The organism is Streptomyces mutabilis (genome assembly GCF_046628145.1).
Classification (GTDB): domain Bacteria; phylum Actinomycetota; class Actinomycetes; order Streptomycetales; family Streptomycetaceae; genus Streptomyces; species Streptomyces mutabilis.
In genome coordinates, this window is record NZ_CP176874.1 from 7,230,145 (window position 1) to 7,247,758 (window position 17,614).

Sequence of the window (17,614 nt, forward strand, 5' to 3'; positions counted from 1 at the left end):
GCTCAGGTGCTGTGCTGGGTGGTGGACAGGCCGAGGGCCTTGAGGTCGGGCATCGTGCCCTCCTGGGCGGCGCGCAGCGACTCGACGAGGGAGCCCTGACCGCCGCTGACGCGGGCGAAGGAGTCCTGCATGACCTTCTGGGTGGCGCTCATCCGCGGCCCCCACAGCCACTGCTCGCCGATGTTCTCGGCCTCCCGCTCGAACAGGGTGTAGATGTCCTGACCGCCGTAGTACGACCGGTCGAAGGCGTCGCGGCCCACGGAGACCAGGCCGGGCGCGGCCGGGTACTGGCTGCTGGTGCCGCTGGACAGCCGGGCCCGCAGGGCGTCGGGGTGGGACACCTGCCACTCGATGAACTCCATGGCGGCCTCGGGGTGCCGGCTGTCCGCGGTGACGGCGAACGTTGAGCCGCCGTGCGTGCCCGCGGACGGGTTACCGGGTTCCCACTGCGGCAGCGGCGCGATCCGCCACTGGCCCTTCTGCCCCGGCCGCGCGTTCATCTGCGCACCCGCGTCCCAGGCGCCGCTGAGCCGGGTGAGGACGAGTCCGTTGCCGATCTGCGCGTCGGACTGACGGCTCTCCACGGCGTTCATGAAGACGTCGTCCCGGTCGATCAGCCCCTGCCAGTAGTCCGCCACCCGTCGGGACGGCGCGTCGGCGAGGGAGACGTTCCAGGCGCCCTTCGACGTGTCGAACCACTGGGCGCCCGCCTGCCAGGCGTAGCAGGCGAACTGCGTCATCCCGTCGGTGGGGAACAGCACCAGCCGGCGGTCGGGGGCCTTGCGGCGCACGGTCGCGGCCTGCTCGGCGAACTCGTCCCAGGTGCGGGCCGGCCGGAGCCCGTACTCGTCGAAGAGGTCGGCGCGGTAGTGCATGACCATGGGCTCGACGTCCAGCGGCACGCTGAACACCCGGCCCTCGAAGGTGGTCAGCCCGAGCGCCTGCGGCAGCAGCTTGCGGCGCAGGCCGTCGCCTATCAGGTCGGTGATGTCACGGGCGACGCCGTCGATGGCGTACCCGGGCACCTGCGGGTACTCGATGGTGGCGACGTCGGGCGCGTTGCCGGCCCGGGCGGCGTTGCTGAGCTTGGCGTAGCCGCCCTGCCCACCGGAGGGGATCTGCTGGAAATCGACCTGGACGGTGCGGTGCGTCCGGTTGAAGGCGTCGACCACCTCCTGGCTGCCGCGCAGGGCGGACCAGAAGGTGATGCGCGTGGTGGTGCCCGTGCGGGCCGACGATGCGCCGTTCCCCCCGCTGCAGGCGCTCACGGCTCCTGTCAGGGGTACTGCGGCCATCGCGGCGAGCACGGAGCGACGGCTGGGTCGTCCGGGCATGGCGCCTCCCGCGGCTCCTGCGGGCCCGCGTGCGTGCGGACCCGACTGTTCGGGACACGGGAATCCTGAAGGCTCCGGTACAAACGGTCAATAGATCGATCAGAAGAAAATGAAGCGATCAAACGCTCATTCATCGGAGGTGATCGTGCCGGACCCGGTGGCGCCCGTGCCGCCCGCGTCCCCGTCCCCGGCGTCCACTCGCCGGGTCGAGCCGCGGACCATCAGCCGCGGCAGCAGCTCGACGCGGCGCGTGGGCCCGGGAGTGCTCTCCCGCAGACGCCGGAGCAGCAGCTCGGCGGCGACCCGGCCGACCTCCGCCCTCGGCGGCGAGACGGCGGTCAGCGGGGGAGTGGCGAGACCGGCCACCACGTCGTCGTACGCCACGACCGAGCAGTCCCGGGGCACCCGCACGCCCTCGGCCGCCAGCCGCTGCACGATCATCAGCGCGTCCACGTCGCCGTGCAGCACGACCGCGCTCGCCCCCGTCTTGCGCAGCAGCACCGGCAGTTCGGCCGTCTCGTCCGCCGAGTAGGGCCCCTCCGGCCCCGACTCGGGAGTGCTCAGCGCCCAGGCCCACTCCTCCACCAGTGGATGCGCGCCCGCGATCTCGGCCAGCGCGGACCGCAGCGTGCGGGCGGTCGGGCTGTCGTCCCGGGTGGCGAAGACGACGCGCCGGTGCCCGAGCCCGACCAGGTGCTCCACCGCCAGGTGCGCGCCGTACCAGTGGTCCGAGCACACCGAGTCCAGCACGTGCGGCGCGCTGCCGCGCCGCGGCCGGCGCTCCATGAGCACCGTCGGCACCGCCAGTCCGGACAGCCACCCGTGGTCGGCCTCCTCGACGGCCAGGCTGTTCCACCGGGGCGCGAGGAGCAGGCCCCGCGCACCGTCCGCCAGGGCCCGCTCGACCAGCGGGCGTTCGGCACCCGCCGCCTGGGGCGCGATGTGCAGCGCCAGGCGCACGCCGGCCTCCTCCAGGACCGTGCGGGCCCCGTGCAGCGTCTCGGTCAGGTACGAGTGCCGTTCCGGCACCACCACCGCCACCCGGTCCCCGTCGGCGGCCTCCCTGGCGGGAGCCTCCTGGGCGGGCAGCGTCGACCGCACGACGCCGTGCCCGCGGCGCAGCCTGCCCTCGCGCGTCAGCTCCTCCACGTCGCGGCGCACCGTCACCACGGAGACCTGCAACTCGTCGGCGAGATCGCGCACCCGCGCGGTACCGCGCGCCTGGACCGCCGCCAGGATCCGCTGACGCCTGAGATCGACCGGCTCCCGCATCAGGCCTCCCACCCCCGGAATGTTCGTTTGAGCGATTCCGCGTCATCATAGCGATCGCTCAGGCCGGGTGCCCTCCCCGCCCCGGGACGACCGAGCCGTCGAGAAGGAGCGGCCGCCCTACGGCTCGGGGTCGGCGAGGAGCGGCCCCAGCGGGCCCAGATCCAGATTCAGGTCGCCGCGGCTGAGGCCGTGCTGCGCGCACAGGTCGTCCATCCGCTCGTCGAGCAGCATCAGCGCCGTGCCGAGCCGCTCCTCCTGCTCCGCGCTCAGCGTCCCCTCGTCGAAGCGGCGCACCGCTTGGCGCTCCATGAGCTGGCGCAACAGCTCCACCACGGTGAGGACCAGAGCCGCCAGGTCGTTCGTGACCCGCTCCGGGTCCAGGTCGAGGGAGCGGGCCCCGGACGCGCTCACAGCGGCCCGCTGTCCGGCCAGGGGGCGGGCACCCGCTCGTTCACCGACGACAGCAGCGCGTGCAGCGAGATCCGCACCAGCGGTACGTCCGCGATGGCCAGCACCAGGTCCCCGCTGACCACGACACCGGTGGCCAGCACCCGGTCCAGGAGATCGACCAGCGGCACACCCACCGGTGCGTACGGCTCCGGTCCGCCCCAGGGCACTGTTTCCGGGCCCGGCGCCCGGAGGTCCGGCCGGTTCATGCGCCGACCTCCTGCCGGGTGCGCTCCGGTTCCTCGTCCCAGCGGGCGAAGGAGTACGGGATCCAGGGGCCCGACGCGCCGACCTCCACGGCCGTGAGCCGCCCGTCGGCGGTGAGCCCGGCCAGCGCGCGGGTGAAGGCGCCCGACTCCGCGTTCTCCACCAGGTAGGCGGCGTTGAGCACCTGCGGGGAACGCCGGCCGGTCAGCCGCTCGCTCTGCGGCCGGTGCCGGGTCGCGGCGACGGCGTACCGTCGCAGCTCCGCGTCCACGGCGTCCGCCTCGGCCAGGGCCTTGGCGTGCCCGTCCCGCCGGTCGCGGCGCCTGGCGCTGGCCCGGCTGAGGTAGTCACGCCCGCCGGGGCCGCGGTCGCGGGGAGCGTCGGTGCCGGTGACGGGCTTCGCGGGCGGATCGAGGGCGTGCACCTTCACCGCCCACTCCGTACGGTCCCGGAGCCGGTCCAGGAGCGTGCGGAGCCCGGCCTCCCGGCCGGCCACGGCCTGCCGCGCGCTCCCGTCGCCGCGGTACAGCGTCGCCATCGGCAGCGGCACGACGGGGCCCCGCGCGGCGGCGGCCTCCACGCCCCGGTGATGGGCGCGGGCGCAGCGTTCGAGGTCGTCGGGCCGGTTCAGGCGCTCCGCCAGCGCCTCCTCGTCGAACAGCGCGGCCGGAACGTCCTGCACGACCAGACACAGGCCGCCCGCGCGCAGGACGCGCAGCGGGCCGCCCTCCTCGTGGCCGGTCGCCGCGGCCAGGGCGGCGCCGTCCGGCGGGGTGCGCGTGACGGCGAACGCGCACACGAGGTAGGGGAGCGCCGCTGCGGCGGGGTGCCCGCTCACCGTGCGGCCCCCGTCGTCTCCTCGGCGCCGTCGACCGGGGCTTCCTCCAAGGCTTCCTCCAGGGCGTCGAGCCGTGCCCGCAACCGCGCGTTCTCCTCGGCGAGCGCGTCCCGCGCGGCACGGGAGGACAGCGCCGGGTCGGTCTCCCACCAGTCGATGCCCGCCTTCTTCGCGGTGTCCACCGAGGCGATGAACAGGCGCAGGCGGATGGTGAGCAGTTCGATGTCCAACAGGTCGATCTTGATGTCGCCGGCGATGACGATGCCCTTGTCGAGGACCCGTTCGAGCAGGTCGGCGAGGTTGCCGGTGACGGGCGCGCAGGGCTGCGTCTCCCGGTCCGCGTACCGGTGGTCGACGTCGGTCACCGCGCACTCCCGGCAGGTTCAGCGACGCCGTCCGGCACGGGGGTCGGGCTCGTCTTCCTCGTACGCCTCGTCCTCGTCGTCGTACTCACCGTCCTCGTCCTCGTCTTCGTACGCGTCGTCCTCGTCGTCTCCGTCTTCGTCTTCGTCTTCGTACGCGGCGTCGTCGTACTCGTCCTCCTCCAGCGCCTCCTCGTGGCTCCGGACGACCTCGCCGTCGCGGATCTCGCCGCGCCAGCCCTCGATGTCCTCGTCGTCGCCCATCAGGGTCACGTGCCGGGCGAAGTGCTTCAGGTCCAGACGCAGCCGGCGCCCCTGGGCGCGCCAGAGGTTGCCGGTCTTCTCGAAGAAGCCCGCCGGGTAGTACTCGACGACCACGACGACCCGGGTCAGCCTGGGGGCGAGTTCGTGGAAGGTGATCACCCCGGTGGTGCTGCCCTTGGCGCCCTCGGAGGTCCAGACGATCCGCTGGTCGGGGATCTGTTCCTGGACGGTCGCCTTCCAACTGCGAGTGGAGAAGGCGACCTTGGCGGTCCAGTCCGAGGTCACCTCGTCATGGGGGCTGACGCTCTGGACGCCCTTCGTGAAGCCGCTGAAGTCCTGGAGCCGCGTCCACTGGTCGTAGACGGTGCGCAGGGGGACTCCGATGTCGACGGTCTCCATGATGTGCGTCGCCTTGATGCTGCCTCCGGAACCCCCGGAACCCCCGGAACCCCCGGAGCCCCCGGAGCCACCCCGGCCACCGGATCCGCTCCCGCCGCCGTCGGCGGAGGCGGTCAGGCGGTCGGTCAGTCCGCCGATCCGTTCCCCCGCCTTGCCGACGAGACTCTGCCCCGTGGCGGACAGGTAGCCGCCGAGCGCGTCCTTGAGGTCGCCGAGGGGGGACGGCCCGCCGCCCTGCCGGTCGGGAGTCATCACCGCTCACCTCCGAGCCGCTTCGGGCCCGCGGTCCGCTTCGCCGGCGCGGTCTTCTTGGCGGCCTTCTTCGCGGCCCTCGCGGGAGGCGCGGTCTTGCGCGGGGGTGCCTTCTCGGCCGTCTTCCGGGGCGGCGCGGCCCGCCGGGCCTCCTCCTGGTCCTCCTCGTCGAAGTAGGCGTCCTCGTCCGGACCGTCCCCGTAGTCCGCGAGGTGGTCGCCGTCGGCCCGCCGCCCCGCTCCGGTGAGCGCGTCGGTGCGGTCGCGGAGGTTGTCCGCGAGGCCGGTGAGGGTGCGGTTCGCCGCGGCGGTGACGGCCGTGCGTCCGGCGGTCAGCAACTCGCCGCGCATCTGGTCCGTCAGTTCCTGGAGCTGTGGGTTGCGCTGGAGCCCGGACAGACCCTGGGAAAGGACCTGACCGGGGGAGAGGCCGATACGTCGGCCCACGAGGTAGGAACCCACCGCGAGGGCGAGTTTGGCCTTCTTCGTGCGGCCCATGAGATATCCGCCGGCCACGGCCGCCGCCATCGCCGCCTTGCTGTCGTTCATACGTGCCTTCTATGCGCTCGATCCATGGTGGTGGTGCGGCCGGTGGGTTGGGCCCGGCGTTCGAGGAGGGTGAGCAGGCGCTCCTCCTCCCGCTCGAAGGCCGCCTCGTCGATGGCGCCCTCGTCCAGGGCCCGGTTGAGCGCGGCCAGGCGCGTCTGGACGACGCGCGGGTCGTGCGCTTGCCGCCGGGCCTCCTGGAGCAGGTGGTCGGCGATCCACGCCGTGCCGCGCACCGGGGCGAGGGGGAGCAGCAGGAGGCCGCTCACGATGCCCACCGCGTCACCGCCCGGCCTGCACGGGGCCCGCGTCGACGAAGCTGTAGCACGGCAGGGGCCCGGTCACACTGAGCGCCAGCCGGTCCCCGCGGTCGCGTGCCAGGGCGTCCACCTCCTGGCGGAACCGTCCCTCGTCGGCGGCGCGCAGCAGGAACGAAGCGCTCAGCACCTGCTCGTCGTCGGTACGGCCCCGCACGGTGCGCACCGCGAGCGGGGTCAGGCGGTCGAGCACCTCCCGCGCCGCACGCCGCGCCTCGCGGCGGACACCCTGGGCGATCGCCTCGCCCAGCCGGACGTTGGCCTCGTAGTCCGGACGGCGGCGGGTGCGCAGGGCCAGGGACCGCAGTCCCTCGTCCCGGCGCACCAGATCGGCGAAGTGACCGGGCACGACCGTCCCCTTGACGTTGAGTTCGACGCACCCGCGCACTTCGTCGAGCTGCCGTGTCAGGTGCGCGGCGTCCGCCCGGAGCTGGGAGAGCAGCGCGTCGGGCCGGGGGCTGAGGACGGCGAAGCGCATGGGCAGGACGGGCCCCTGGCCGGCCAGTTCGTCCAGTACCGCCTGGTGTGCCATCAGGTCACGGCGCCGGGGCCGGAGCCGTACGGGCGCCGACGACACCGCGGCGCTCAGGCCCGAGTCGGTCAGCAGCCGCACCCGGGCACCGTCGACGCCCGGGGAGCGGGGCGCCCGGACCCCGGCGGGGGTGATGCCGTACACGTACAGGGCCTTGCGGGTGCCTGCGGTGGCGGTGGCAGTGGGGGTAGGGCCGGTGGGGGTGAGTCCGGTGGTGGCGGGCGCGGTCATTCGTCCTCCGTATCCGTGCGCCGGCGCGGGCGGCTGTGCGGGCGGTCGTCCTCGTCGCGGGGGCGCGCGGCCGGCCGGCCGCGAGGCCGCTCGGGGCCACGGCCGCGCTCCAGGCGCTCGCGCTCCCGGACCTCAGCGTGGGTGCGGGCGCGGGTGCGGGTCTCCTCCTCTTCCGCCTCCTCCTCGGGCGTGAGGATGTCGCGCACCTTGTCGGTCAGGGAGCGTGCGGTCCGCTTCGCGCCCGCCCTGCCTATCGTCTTGGCGACCGGGGAGCCGAACATCTCGGGCACGGTCTTGGAGCGCACGTCGTGCTCCAGGTCCAGCCGGTTGCAGGCCTCGGCGAACCGCAGGTACGTGTCGACGCTCGCGACCACGATGCGGGCGTCGACCTTGAGGATCTCGATGCCGACCAGCGAGACGCGCACGAAGACGTCGATCACCATGCCGCGGTCGAGGATGAGTTCGAGGACGTCGTAGAGGGTGCCGGCGCGGGGCGCGCAGACGACCTCGTCGTCGTAGGTGATCATGTGGTGGTCCTTCCGGGTGCGGGCCTCACGACGGTCACCGGTCCTGGGCACCGCGCCGGTAACGGGCGACCCTGCGGTACTGGAGCAGATCGCCCGCCGCGTCGAGCTCGACCTCGTAGGTGGCGAGCAGGCTGGTGGTGTCGGGGATGCGTGCCACCTCCAGCACGTCCACGTCGACGATCCAGCCGTCGTCCTCGCTCCGGCGCACCGCCGAGACTCCCTCGACGCGGTGCCGGATCAGCTCGGACAGGGCGTCCGCGGCGCGTTCGGCGGCGTCCCGGGCGCCCCGCACGGAAGGCTCGCGTGTGGTCGTGGAAGTCGTGCCGCGCCGTCGCCCGCCAGGTTCCGTCATGCAGTCCACTCTGGTCGCGGGACCCTGTTGGCGCGTGCGCAGTTACCCCATCCGTGGCGGTGGGGGGTGGGCGGGAGCGGCGCCGCCCGTGGCGGTCAGGCGCCCGGCGCGGTGGCGGGCGCGCGCCGGCAGTGCAGGAAGAGGTGGGGTTCCGGCCGGGCCTGCGGGTGGGCGGGGGTGAACATCGTCGCCTCCTGCGCCAGCACCTCCAGGCCGGCCTCCTCGGCCACGGCGGTGAGGGCCTGCGCGGTGAAGCTGGTCACCCGCACCGGCTGGCCCATGAAGGTGGCGTCGACCCCCTCGACGTCCAGCGGCACCGTGGCCAGGACCAGGTAGCCCTCCGGCTTCAACGCCCGCACCAGGCGCCGGACCAGCTCCGTCTGCTCCCGCCGGTCCAGCTGGAGCAGTGAGAAGTACACGCAGACCGCGTCGAACGAGGCGTCCGGCAGCCGTACTTCGCGGATGTCCGCGCACTGGAACGTGGCCGCCGGCACCTGCCGCGTCGCCAGCTCCACCATGACGGGGGAGACGTCGACGCCCAGGACGTCGTGCCCGGCGCCGGCCAGGGTCTCGGCGGTGGGCCGGCCCGTGCCGCTGCCCACGTCCAGCACCCGGCTGCCCGGCGCGAGGCGACCGAGCAGCCACTCCAGGGAGCGCCGGTGCGTCTTCGACCCGGCGAAGGCCTTCTCGTAGTCGGCGCCCAGCGCGTCGAACGCGGCGGCGGCGTGCGGCCGTTGCTGCTCCTCGCTCACGACGTCCCCTCCGTTGGGCGAGCCGGTGCCGCGGGCATCGTTCCACCGGAGGCGGGCCGCCGACAAGGGGCCCGCCGGGTGATCCGCGGCGACGGGCGACCTCCCGGGCCTTTCCGGGGCCTCGGGTCTCCCGGCGCCTCCGCGCGGACTGCCCCATGGGGCCTCCGCGCGGACTGCCCCATGAGGCCCGCCCACGGACCGCCCCGTGGGCCGCCGACGGGCCGCCCACGACCTTTCCCACGGCACTCCCGGGGCGGTGCCCTACCGGCCGTCGTCGTCCGGTGCTGTCCCCGGCTCCGCCATCCGGCGGTGCACGGCCGCCTTGACGCGGTCCGGCAGGACCTTGTCGGCCACGCCCTGGGCCTTGGTCTTCGCCGAGCCCGTGACCAGCTTGCCCCGGCCCTTCATGACGGCGTCGTACGCCTGCCGCGCGACCTGCGCCGGATCGTCCTTGTCCATGGTGCCGACCTTGGTGTCCTCCATGCCGGCCCGCCGGAAGAAGTCGGTCTCCGTCGGCCCCGGCATGAAGGAGGTGACCGTGACGCCGGTGTCCGAGACCTCCTCCTGCAACGCCTGGGCGAAGGACTGCACGAAGGACTTCGAGGCGTTGTACACCGACTGGAAGGACCCCGGCATCGTGGCCGCCACCGACGACGTGAACATCAGCCGTCCCACGCCGCGCGCCACCATGTCCCGCAGGAGCGGCTTGGCGAGCCGCACGGTCGAGGTCACGTTGAGGTCGATGACGGACTCGTCGTCCGCGGGGTCGGTGTCGACGAACGCGCCGCCCTGCCCCACCCCCGCGTTGAGGGCGGCCACGTCCACCGTGAGCCCGGTCAGCGCGGCGACCAGCCGGTCCACGCCCTCGGCGGTCCGCAGATCCGCACGCACGGCCCGCACCTCGGCGCCGGTCTCCCGCAGCCGCCGGGCGGCGTGCTCCAGCCGTTCGTCCTCGGCGTTGACCACGAGGTCGTGGCCGTGCTCCCCGAAGAGTCTGGCCAGTTCGTATCCGATGCCGCTGGACGCCCCGGTGACCAGGGCGAGCGGCCTGCCGCCGGCCACGGTGTCCCCGTTCACCGCGGTGCCCCGTGAACCGAGGCCGTGGTGAAGCCGCACACGAGGTGCGGCACGAGGCCGGGCACGTCGCCGGCGCCCCGGCCGCGCAGCGGCATGTCGCCGTAGGCGGTGAGGTTCAGCGCGACGGTCCCGGCCGCTTCGGCGACGAGACCTCTGGTCACTGACATGCGGGGACTCCCTCGGCGTGGGCGCTGACGCGCGGACGGGCACTGCGGGCCCCGGGTTCCCCGAACCCGGGCGCGTAACAGGACCGGCGGCGTCCCGAGGGTCCCTCCGCCGGCGGCATCGCGAGCCGTCTCAGCCCCTCCTCCCGCCCCCCTTCGGCGGTGACAGCAACTGCTCGCGCAGCAGGGTCAGCCGGTGGGAGGCGTCCACCGCTCCCGTCTCCGCCAGCGTCGTCAGGGCCAGCAGCAGTACGTCCGCCACGACCAGCGCCGTGAGTGCCTCGGACGTGATGCCCGTCGGCGTGTGCGGCGCGGTGAGGACCGCGTCGACCCGGTCGCCGAACTGCTCGGCGTGACACCGGACGGTCACTCAGGGCGGGGGAGGGCCCCTTCCAGCGCCAGATCCACCAGCCCCCGCACGAGCGCCTCGTCCAGCGGCGCCCCGCTCAGCAGCACCCGGACGAACAGCGGACCGCTGACGGCCTCGACCAGCAGGGCGGGGTCGGTGTCCGCGGCCAGCTCGCCCCGGTCGACGCCCCGCCGGACCATCACCACGGCGCGGTCGAGGCGCTCGCTCCAGTAGGGGCCGCGGCGGTCCTCGAGGGTGTCGTCGTTCTCGACGCTCAGCCGCAGCAGCGCCCGGCCCTGCGCGGTGCCGAGCAGCGCGGCCAGCGAGGAGAAGAAGCCCAGCAGGTCGTCCCGGACGCACCCGGTGTCCGGGACCGGCAGGGCGGAGTCCAGTTCCGTGGTCAGCGCGTCCAGGATCAGGTTCTCCCGAGTGCCCCAGCGGCGGTACACGGACGTCTCGTGCACCCCGGCGGACCGGGCGACGGCACCGACGGTCGTGCCCGCCAGACCTTGCGTCGACAGCAGGTCCACGGCGGCGGCGAGCACCGCCCGCCGCATCGGCTCCCCACGGCGGCGCAGGGGCGGGGCGGCGGACTCGGGAGTGGTCATGCGCCCAGCCTAAAGCAGGGCGTCCTGCGTTGAGTGGCGAAAGCAAGTCGTCTTGCGTTGGGTGTACGGTTAACGCAAGTCGACCTGCGATGGACCGCTGGGGGCCGTCCGGGGTCGCCGCCGCACCGAGGAGGTCCTGTCATGGCGCAGATGCTCGCCGCCCGCCTGCACGTCCCGAGCCGCACCCTGCGGCTGGAAGAGGTGCCCCGCCCGCACCCGGGCCCGGGGGAGGTGCTGGTCAAGGTCGAGGCGGCCGGGGTGTGCCTGTCCGACGTGCACCTCATCGACGGCACCCTCACCCCGCTGCTCCTCCCGGGCGACACGGTCACCCTCGGCCACGAGGTCTCCGGCACCGTCGCCGAGGTCGGCGCGGGCGTCACCGCCTGGTCGCCGGGGCAGCGGGTCGTGCTGTACGCCGGTGAGGTGCGCGACGGCGTCACCTACACCCGCGGCGTCGACTACGACGGCGGCTGGGCCGAGTACGCGCTGTCCGCCGAGACCGCCCTGACCCTGCTGCCCGACGCCATCCCCTTCGAGCAGGGCGCGATCATCCCCGACGCCGTGTCCACGCCGTGGGGCGCGATCACCGAGACCGGCGCCGTCCGTCCCGCCGAGGCGGTCGGCGTGTGGGGCGTCGGCGGGCTCGGGGTGCACGCCGTGCAGCTCCTGCGCGCCGTGGGCGCCTGCCCGGTCGTCGCCGTCGACCCCAACCCCGTCGCCCGTGAACGCGCCCTCGCCGCCGGCGCCGACCTCGCCCTGGACTCCGCCGACCCGGAGCTGGCCCAGTTCGTGCGCGCGGCGACCGGCGGGGCCGGGCTCGCCGCCGCCTTCGACTTCGCGGGCGTGCCGCCCGTGCGGGAGCAGGCCCTGTCCGTCCTCGCGCCCAAGGGCCGGCTGGTCCTGGTGGGCCTGACCGACAAGCCGCTCACCGTCCGGGACGGGACCCGCTTCAGCTACCTCCAGCAGCGCATCCTCGGCCACTACGGCTCCGACATGCCGGTCGCGCTGCCGCAGCTGCTGCGCCTGATCGAGGGTGGACGGCTGGACTTCTCCGGGTCCATCAGCGGCGTGCTGCCGCTGGCCGAGGCCGCCGAGGCCGTCGCGCGGCTGGAGAAGAAGGAGGGCGACCCGATCCGGCTGATCCTGCGCCCGTGAGGTGAGGGATCGCTGAGAATCCCCGGGACGGCTGAACGCTCCGGCCCCCGGCTCCGTATGGAGCCGGGGGCATTTCATGTCCGAGTCCGCCACGACACAGGAGCACGTCTTGGGACACAACAGGCGCAGACGCCCGACCGGGGCGCGCCGCGCGACCTTCGGAGCATGCGCGCTGATACTGGGAGGCGGCGGCCTGGTCGCCGTGAACGTGTTCGCCTCCGCGACCGAGGCCGGCGACACCGCCGTTCCCCTGGGCGGTTCCGGAGTGGCGGCCACCATCGACTGCCCCGACCTCAGTGAACGGCTGACCGCGGTCCCGGAGCCGGCGAGGCCCGAGGTCGACACCGAACTCGCCCGGCTCGACCAGCAGATCGCCACCGCCTACCGGAAACTCCAGGAAGCGGCCCGCACCGCCGACGACGGCAAGCTCGACGAGGCCGCGATCCTCGACCCGCTGACGAAGGAACGGGCCGCGACGATCGAGCGCGTCGTCGCCGCCGTCGACAAGGCCGGTGACCGCCCCGAGGGCCTGGACGCGCAGGCGCGGTGCACGCTGCGCCGCACCGAGGTGGCGACGACGGGCGCCGAGAGCGGCGGCCCCGACCAGGGGCAGCAGGACGGTGAGGGTGAGCGGGCCCGGAACGGTGACGACGCCGGCGGGGACGGGCAGCAACCGCCCGGCAACGGTGGACAGGCCGGCAACGGTCCCGTGGCGGCGGACTACGTCGACATCGAGTCCGTCCGGCCGAACGTCGCCGAGGCCCCCCGGCGGAGCGGCGCCTCGAACGGCTCCTTCGCCACCAGTTGCGGCGTCAACGCCGAGGGCCTGTTCAACTCGGACAACCTGATCGCCGCCCCCGGGGTCGGCAACGGTGCCCACCACTTCCACGACTACGTCGGCAACCAGGACAACGACGCCTTCTCCAGCGACGAGGACCTCGCCGCGGCCGGCACCAGCTGCGCCGACCAGGGCGACAAGTCCTCGTACTACTGGCCCGTGCTCCGGCTGCAGAACGGCACCGACGAGCAGGACGCCCAGTCTCCGGGCGGCGGCATCGAGGGCAACGCCGGCGAGATCGTCACACCGGCCGAGGTCACGCTGACCTTCGAGGGCAACGAGCAGGGCAAGGTCACGGAGATGCCCCGGCTGCTGCGCATCATCACCGGTGACGCGAAGGCGTTCGTCAACGGCGACGCCAACGCGAACGCCTCCTGGAGCTGCACCGGCTTCGAGGACCGGCAGCTGAAGGACAAGTACCCGCTCTGCCCGTCGGACAGCGACGTGGTGCGCACCTTCACCTTCCAGAGCTGCTGGGACGGCCGCAACATCGACAGCGCCAACCACCGCACCCACGTGGCCTTCGCCGCCGCCGACGGCAGCTGTCCCGACGGGTTCCGGCCCGTTCCGCGCCTCGTGCAGCGGATCGTGTACGACGTGGACGCGCCCAGCCTCCGGGACGGGGGGAAGACGGTTCCGCTGTTCGCCGTGGACTCCTTCCCCGAGCAGCTCCACAAGCCGGTGACGGACCACAGCGACTTCATCAACGTCTTCGACGAGGAACTGATGCGGGAGATGGTCGACTGCATCAACAGCGGCCGTGAGTGCGGCGCGGGCGCGCCTCCGGTACCGGGTCCGGGCCAGGGCGGGGACCAGGAGGAGGGTCCGCGGGAGGAACCGACCGAGAACCCCGGCGGGAACCCCACCGGGGCCCCGCAGGAGCAGCCCACCGAGAACCCCGACGTCTCCGGCCCCCCGGCCGAGCAGACCGCCACGCCCTCGGAACCCGCGGACTCCGGCCAGGACGGGCGGAACGACGGCCAGGACGGCGGAAAGGGCGAGGGCGAGGACAACGGCGGTCCGGAGGACGGGCGGAACGACGGCCAGGGCGGCGGGCGGAACACCGATGAGCAGGACCGGCCCCCGGCCCAGGAGGGCAACGCCCAGGACGACGCTCGGGGTGATGCCCAGGAGAACGAAACCGCCTCTCCGAGCGCCGAACCCAGGGCCGCCACGACACCCGCCGACGCCGCGCAGGACGGGAGTGGCGCCGCGCCCGCGCCCGGGGCGACGCAGGGCACGGGAGGCCGTGGCGGCGCCGCCGGCTCGGCGACCGAGCCGCAGGCGACCCAGGGCGGTCTCGCCGAGACGGGCTCCGGCCTCGGCCTGTGGCCCGCGGCCGTCGGAGGCGTCCTCTTCGCCGGCGGCTGCGTCCTGCTGATCCGCTCGAGAAGGCGTGCGCTGTGACGCCGGCATGACGCCGTGACACAGCCGTCGGGTGGGCGGGGCCGGTCTCGCCCCCCCGACCCGCCGACCCGCCCACCCGACCCGCCGACCGAACCGAACGCGCCACCACCCGACGGGAAGTGGCGCGATTCAACTATTGCCATTCCGTTTCCCCGGGCGCAGCCTGGTCTCCGAACCGCACTGGGAGCGCTCCCACTGCACTCCCGGTCCGGAACCTCCATGTTGTCCCCCCACGCGAGAGAAGGACGTCATGACTTGTCATGATCACGCCACAACCACGCCGGGACGCACCACGAGAGCCCGGCGAGCGTCGACCCTCGTCCTCGGCGCCCTCACCGCCGCCCTGCTCGCCCTCGTCCCCTGGAGTGGCACCGCCGTCGCCCACGGCTCGGTCGTCGACCCCGCCTCCCGCAACTACGGCTGCTGGCTGCGCTGGGGCGACGACTTCCAGAACCCCGCCATGGCCCAGGAAGACCCCATGTGCTGGCAGGCGTGGCAGGACAACCCCAACGCCATGTGGAACTGGAACGGCCTGTACCGCAACGGCTCCGCGGGCAACTTCGAGGCCGTGGTCCCCGACGGCCAGCTGTGCAGCGGCGGCCGCACCGAGGGCGGGCGCTACAACTCCCTGGACGCCGTCGGAGCCTGGAAGACCACGGCGGTCGCGGACGACTTCACCGTCAAGCTGTACGACCAGGCCAGCCACGGCGCCGACTACTTCAAGGTCTACGTCACCCGGCAGGGCTTCGACCCCACCACGCAGCCCCTCGGCTGGGACGACCTCCAGCTGCTCACCACCACGGGCAGCTACGCGCCCAGCCAGAACTACGAGATCCCGGTGAGCACCTCCGGCCTGAGCGGCCGGCACGTCGTGTACACGATCTGGCAGGCGTCGCACATGGACCAGACGTACTTCCTGTGCAGCGACGTCGACTTCGGCTGATCCGCGTCACCTCGTCCCCCCCACCCCCGCCGGGCGCACCGCGTCCGGCGGGGACACCGGTCGGTGTGACAGCCCCGGCGAACCACCACGGGGCAGCTCCGCACTGCGGTATACGTCCACGCATGGAACCGATGGACTACTACGACCTCGGCACCCACGGCCGTCCCGTCACGACCTCGTCGACCGAGGCGCAGCGATGGTTCGACCGCGGCCTGGTGTGGACGTACGCCTTCCACCACGAGGAGGCCGTCTCCTGCTTCGAGGCCGCCGCCGCGGCCGACCCGGACTGCGCCATGGCCCACTGGGGCATCGCCTACGCCCTCGGCCCGAACTACAACAAACCGTGGGAGGCCTTCGACGCCGAGGAGCTGACCCGGACCGTCGACCGCACCCACGCCGCCGTCGAACGCGCCCACGAGAAGGCGGCCAGGTCCGCCACCCCTGTCGAACGCGCCCTGATCGGCGCCCTGCGCGCCCGTTACCCGCAATCTCGGGCCGTCGAGGACTGCTCGGTGTGGAACGCGCCGTACGCCGAGAGCATGCGAGCCGTCCACCGACTGGCTCCGGACGACCTGGACGTGGCCACCCTGTACGCCGACGCGCTGATGAACCTGACCCCCTGGCAGCTGTGGGACCTGCGTACGGGGCGCCCGGCCGAGGGAGCCCGCACCCTGGAGGCGAAGGACGTCCTCGAGCGGGCCCTGGCCGCGGACGGCGGACGCGAGCACCCCGGCGTCCTGCACCTCTACATCCATCTGATGGAGATGTCCGCCACTCCTCAGGCGGCGCTCACCGTCGCCGACCGGCTGCGCGGACTGGTCCCCGACGCCGGCCACCTCAACCACATGCCGTCGCACCTGGAGGTGCTGTGCGGCGACTACCGGCGCGTGGTGTCGGACAACACCGCCGCGATCGCCGCCGACGAGAAGTACCGCGCCCGGGCCGGCGCGATGAACTTCTACACCCTCTACCGCTCGCACAACTACCACTTCAAGATCTACGGCGCGATGTTCCTCGGCCAGTACGGGACCGCCATGGACACCGTCGCGCAGTTGGAGGCGTCCGTCCCCGAGGAACTGCTGCGCGTCGAGAGCCCCCCGATGGCCGACTGGCTGGAGGGCTTCCTCGCCATGCGGGTGCACGTCCTGATCCGCTTCGGCCGCTGGGCGGACATCCTCCGGCTGCCGCTGCCCGCCGACCCGCGCCTGTACTGCGTGACGACCGCGATGATCCACTACGCCCGCGGCGTCGCCCTCTCGGCCACCGGCAGGGTCGACGAGGCCGAGGCCGAACGCCTGCTGTTCCGCGAGGCGGTCGCCCGGGTGCCCGGGACCCGCACACTGTTCAACAACACCTGCGCGGACATCCTCGCCATCGCCTCCGCCATGCTCGACGGCGAACTGGAGTACCGCAGGGGCGATCACGCCACCGCCTTCGCGGCCCTGGAACGGTCGGTCGAACTGGACGACAACCTCCCCTACGACGAGCCGTGGGGCTGGATGCAGCCCACCCGGCACGCCTACGGCGCCCTGCTCCTGGAGCAGGGCCGCGTCGAAGAGGCCGAGGCGGTCTACCGTGCCGACCTCGGCCTGGACGACACCCTGCCGCGCGCCCTCCAGCACCCCGGCAACGTATGGTCCCTGCACGGACTCCACGAGTGCCTGGTGCGCCTGGGCAGGGAGGCGGAGGCACGGATCGTGGCGCAGCAGCTCGGGCTGGCCACGGCACTGGCGGACGTACCGGTCGACGCCTCCTGCTTCTGCCGCCTCGGCACGGTCCCGGAGGCCGGCGCCACGGGCGGCTGCTGCGCCACGGAGGGCTGACCGGCCCAGGGCGGCGGACCGGCCCCAGGGTGGAGGACTGGCTCAGGGTGGCGGACCGGGTCCAGGCGGCGGACCGGTCCAGGGCGGCGGACGGGGCTGAGGCAGGGGCCGGGGCACCAGGAGAAACCGGCGGGCAAGGGCGGAGGGGGAGACGGCGGCCGGTGCCCCTCGGGTGGTCTATACGATGTCGCCTCGGAACAGGGACTGCGGCGGAAGGAGGCGGGCCGTGACGGATCACCGGCGCCCGCGGCGGCGAGGCCAGGGCGAGCTGGAGGCACTGGTGCTGTCGGCGCTGCGCGAGGCGGACGGCCCCGCGACGGCCGGCTGGGTGCAGGAGCACCTGGGCGGCGACCTCGCCTACACCACGGTGATCACGATCCTGACCCGCCTGCTGGAGAAGGGCGCGGTCGACCGTGAGCGCGTGGGCCGGTCCTTCGCCTGGACACCCGCCTCGGACCAGGCGGGACTGGCCGCCCGGAAGATGCGCAAGGTCCTGGACGCGGAGAGCGACCGGGGAGCGGTGCTGGCCAGCTTCGTGACCGGCCTCGACGCGGACGACGAGCGGCTGCTGCGAGAGCTGCTGGGGCACCTGCCCGACGCGGGGGACGGCTGACGTCGC

General features: G+C 73.6%; 22 protein-coding genes. 5 read left to right on the forward strand and 17 right to left on the reverse strand.

Annotated elements, in window-relative coordinates; genetic code table 11:
* Positions 1 to 2: 2 nt before the first annotated feature.
* From ACLIN4_RS32400 to ACLIN4_RS32480, 17 genes are all read right to left on the reverse strand, one after another.
* Complete coding sequence (locus ACLIN4_RS32400) at positions 3 to 1,334, reverse strand: ABC transporter substrate-binding protein (protein WP_381915319.1); 1,332 nt, start codon at positions 1,332 to 1,334, stop codon at positions 3 to 5.
* Positions 1,335 to 1,460: 126 nt separating this feature from the next.
* On the reverse strand, positions 1,461 to 2,606 hold the full coding sequence (locus ACLIN4_RS32405; protein WP_411576495.1) for a substrate-binding domain-containing protein: 1,146 nt from the start codon (positions 2,604 to 2,606) through the stop codon (positions 1,461 to 1,463).
* Positions 2,607 to 2,723: 117 nt separating this feature from the next.
* A complete protein-coding gene (locus ACLIN4_RS32410) occupies positions 2,724 to 3,017 on the reverse strand; it encodes a gas vesicle protein K (protein WP_100047626.1) in 294 nt (97 codons plus the stop codon).
* Positions 3,014 to 3,262, reverse strand: coding sequence for a gas vesicle protein (locus ACLIN4_RS32415; RefSeq protein WP_257003216.1), 249 nt, complete (start codon positions 3,260 to 3,262; stop codon positions 3,014 to 3,016). The genes ACLIN4_RS32410 and ACLIN4_RS32415 overlap by 4 nt, the downstream gene beginning before the upstream one ends.
* Complete coding sequence (locus tag ACLIN4_RS32420) at positions 3,259 to 4,098, reverse strand: GvpL/GvpF family gas vesicle protein (RefSeq protein WP_381939310.1); 840 nt, start codon at positions 4,096 to 4,098, stop codon at positions 3,259 to 3,261. Before ACLIN4_RS32420 ends, ACLIN4_RS32415 begins: the two co-directional genes overlap by 4 nt.
* Entirely contained in the window at positions 4,095 to 4,463 is a 369-nt protein-coding gene (locus ACLIN4_RS32425; protein ID WP_289909076.1) for a gas vesicle protein, read from the reverse strand. The genes ACLIN4_RS32420 and ACLIN4_RS32425 overlap by 4 nt, the downstream gene beginning before the upstream one ends.
* 18 nt (positions 4,464 to 4,481) lie before the next feature.
* The gene (locus ACLIN4_RS32430; RefSeq protein ID WP_411576496.1) at positions 4,482 to 5,375 is read right to left on the reverse strand and encodes an SRPBCC family protein; all 894 of its coding nucleotides are present in this window, start codon (positions 5,373 to 5,375) and stop codon (positions 4,482 to 4,484) included.
* Positions 5,375 to 5,923 carry a hypothetical protein gene (locus ACLIN4_RS32435; protein WP_107479768.1) on the reverse strand — a complete coding sequence of 183 codons (549 nt, stop codon included), beginning with the start codon at positions 5,921 to 5,923 and terminating at the stop codon, positions 5,375 to 5,377. The genes ACLIN4_RS32430 and ACLIN4_RS32435 overlap by 1 nt, the downstream gene beginning before the upstream one ends.
* A complete protein-coding gene (locus ACLIN4_RS32440) occupies positions 5,920 to 6,198 on the reverse strand; it encodes a gas vesicle protein GvpG (RefSeq protein ID WP_289909074.1) in 279 nt (92 codons plus the stop codon). The genes ACLIN4_RS32435 and ACLIN4_RS32440 overlap by 4 nt, the downstream gene beginning before the upstream one ends.
* Positions 6,199 to 6,202: 4 nt before the next feature.
* Positions 6,203 to 7,000: a GvpL/GvpF family gas vesicle protein gene (locus tag ACLIN4_RS32445; protein WP_107479766.1), complete on the reverse strand. Its 798-nt coding sequence runs from the start codon at positions 6,998 to 7,000 to the stop codon at positions 6,203 to 6,205.
* Positions 6,997 to 7,527 (reverse strand): gas vesicle structural protein GvpA, encoded by a 531-nt coding sequence (locus ACLIN4_RS32450; protein ID WP_289909073.1) that lies wholly within the window; start codon positions 7,525 to 7,527, stop codon positions 6,997 to 6,999. Before ACLIN4_RS32450 ends, ACLIN4_RS32445 begins: the two co-directional genes overlap by 4 nt.
* A gap of 34 nt (positions 7,528 to 7,561) precedes the next feature.
* Positions 7,562 to 7,879, reverse strand: coding sequence for a gas vesicle protein (locus ACLIN4_RS32455; RefSeq protein WP_107479764.1), 318 nt, complete (start codon positions 7,877 to 7,879; stop codon positions 7,562 to 7,564).
* Between the two features lie 95 nt (positions 7,880 to 7,974).
* Complete coding sequence (locus tag ACLIN4_RS32460; RefSeq protein ID WP_307651684.1) at positions 7,975 to 8,631, reverse strand: class I SAM-dependent methyltransferase; 657 nt, start codon at positions 8,629 to 8,631, stop codon at positions 7,975 to 7,977.
* A gap of 261 nt (positions 8,632 to 8,892) precedes the next feature.
* Positions 8,893 to 9,693 (reverse strand): SDR family NAD(P)-dependent oxidoreductase, encoded by an 801-nt coding sequence (locus ACLIN4_RS32465; protein WP_289909168.1) that lies wholly within the window; start codon positions 9,691 to 9,693, stop codon positions 8,893 to 8,895.
* Positions 9,694 to 9,704: 11 nt separating this feature from the next.
* Positions 9,705 to 9,875: a hypothetical protein gene (locus ACLIN4_RS32470; protein WP_179342701.1), complete on the reverse strand. Its 171-nt coding sequence runs from the start codon at positions 9,873 to 9,875 to the stop codon at positions 9,705 to 9,707.
* Between the two features lie 130 nt (positions 9,876 to 10,005).
* Positions 10,006 to 10,242: a hypothetical protein gene (locus ACLIN4_RS32475; RefSeq protein WP_373420355.1), complete on the reverse strand. Its 237-nt coding sequence runs from the start codon at positions 10,240 to 10,242 to the stop codon at positions 10,006 to 10,008.
* Complete coding sequence (locus ACLIN4_RS32480) at positions 10,239 to 10,829, reverse strand: TetR/AcrR family transcriptional regulator (protein WP_100047637.1); 591 nt, start codon at positions 10,827 to 10,829, stop codon at positions 10,239 to 10,241. The genes ACLIN4_RS32475 and ACLIN4_RS32480 overlap by 4 nt, the downstream gene beginning before the upstream one ends.
* A 141-nt stretch (positions 10,830 to 10,970) precedes the next feature.
* Here ACLIN4_RS32480 and ACLIN4_RS32485 point away from each other — a divergent pair, with 141 nt between their 5' ends.
* From ACLIN4_RS32485 to ACLIN4_RS32505, 5 genes are all read left to right on the forward strand, one after another.
* Positions 10,971 to 11,984 (forward strand): zinc-binding dehydrogenase, encoded by a 1,014-nt coding sequence (locus ACLIN4_RS32485; RefSeq protein WP_289909071.1) that lies wholly within the window; start codon positions 10,971 to 10,973, stop codon positions 11,982 to 11,984.
* A gap of 109 nt (positions 11,985 to 12,093) precedes the next feature.
* Positions 12,094 to 14,229, forward strand: coding sequence for a DUF1996 domain-containing protein (locus ACLIN4_RS32490; RefSeq protein WP_411576497.1), 2,136 nt, complete (start codon positions 12,094 to 12,096; stop codon positions 14,227 to 14,229).
* Between the two features lie 250 nt (positions 14,230 to 14,479).
* Positions 14,480 to 15,172, forward strand: coding sequence for a lytic polysaccharide monooxygenase auxiliary activity family 9 protein (locus ACLIN4_RS32495; protein ID WP_289910126.1), 693 nt, complete (start codon positions 14,480 to 14,482; stop codon positions 15,170 to 15,172).
* 131 nt (positions 15,173 to 15,303) lie between these two features.
* Positions 15,304 to 16,995, forward strand: a complete 1,692-nt coding sequence (locus tag ACLIN4_RS32500; protein ID WP_382025306.1) for a hypothetical protein — start codon at positions 15,304 to 15,306, stop codon at positions 16,993 to 16,995.
* A 226-nt stretch (positions 16,996 to 17,221) separates the two neighbouring features.
* Complete coding sequence (locus ACLIN4_RS32505; RefSeq protein ID WP_179342699.1) at positions 17,222 to 17,608, forward strand: BlaI/MecI/CopY family transcriptional regulator; 387 nt, start codon at positions 17,222 to 17,224, stop codon at positions 17,606 to 17,608.
* The last annotated feature ends 6 nt before the right edge of the window (positions 17,609 to 17,614 follow it).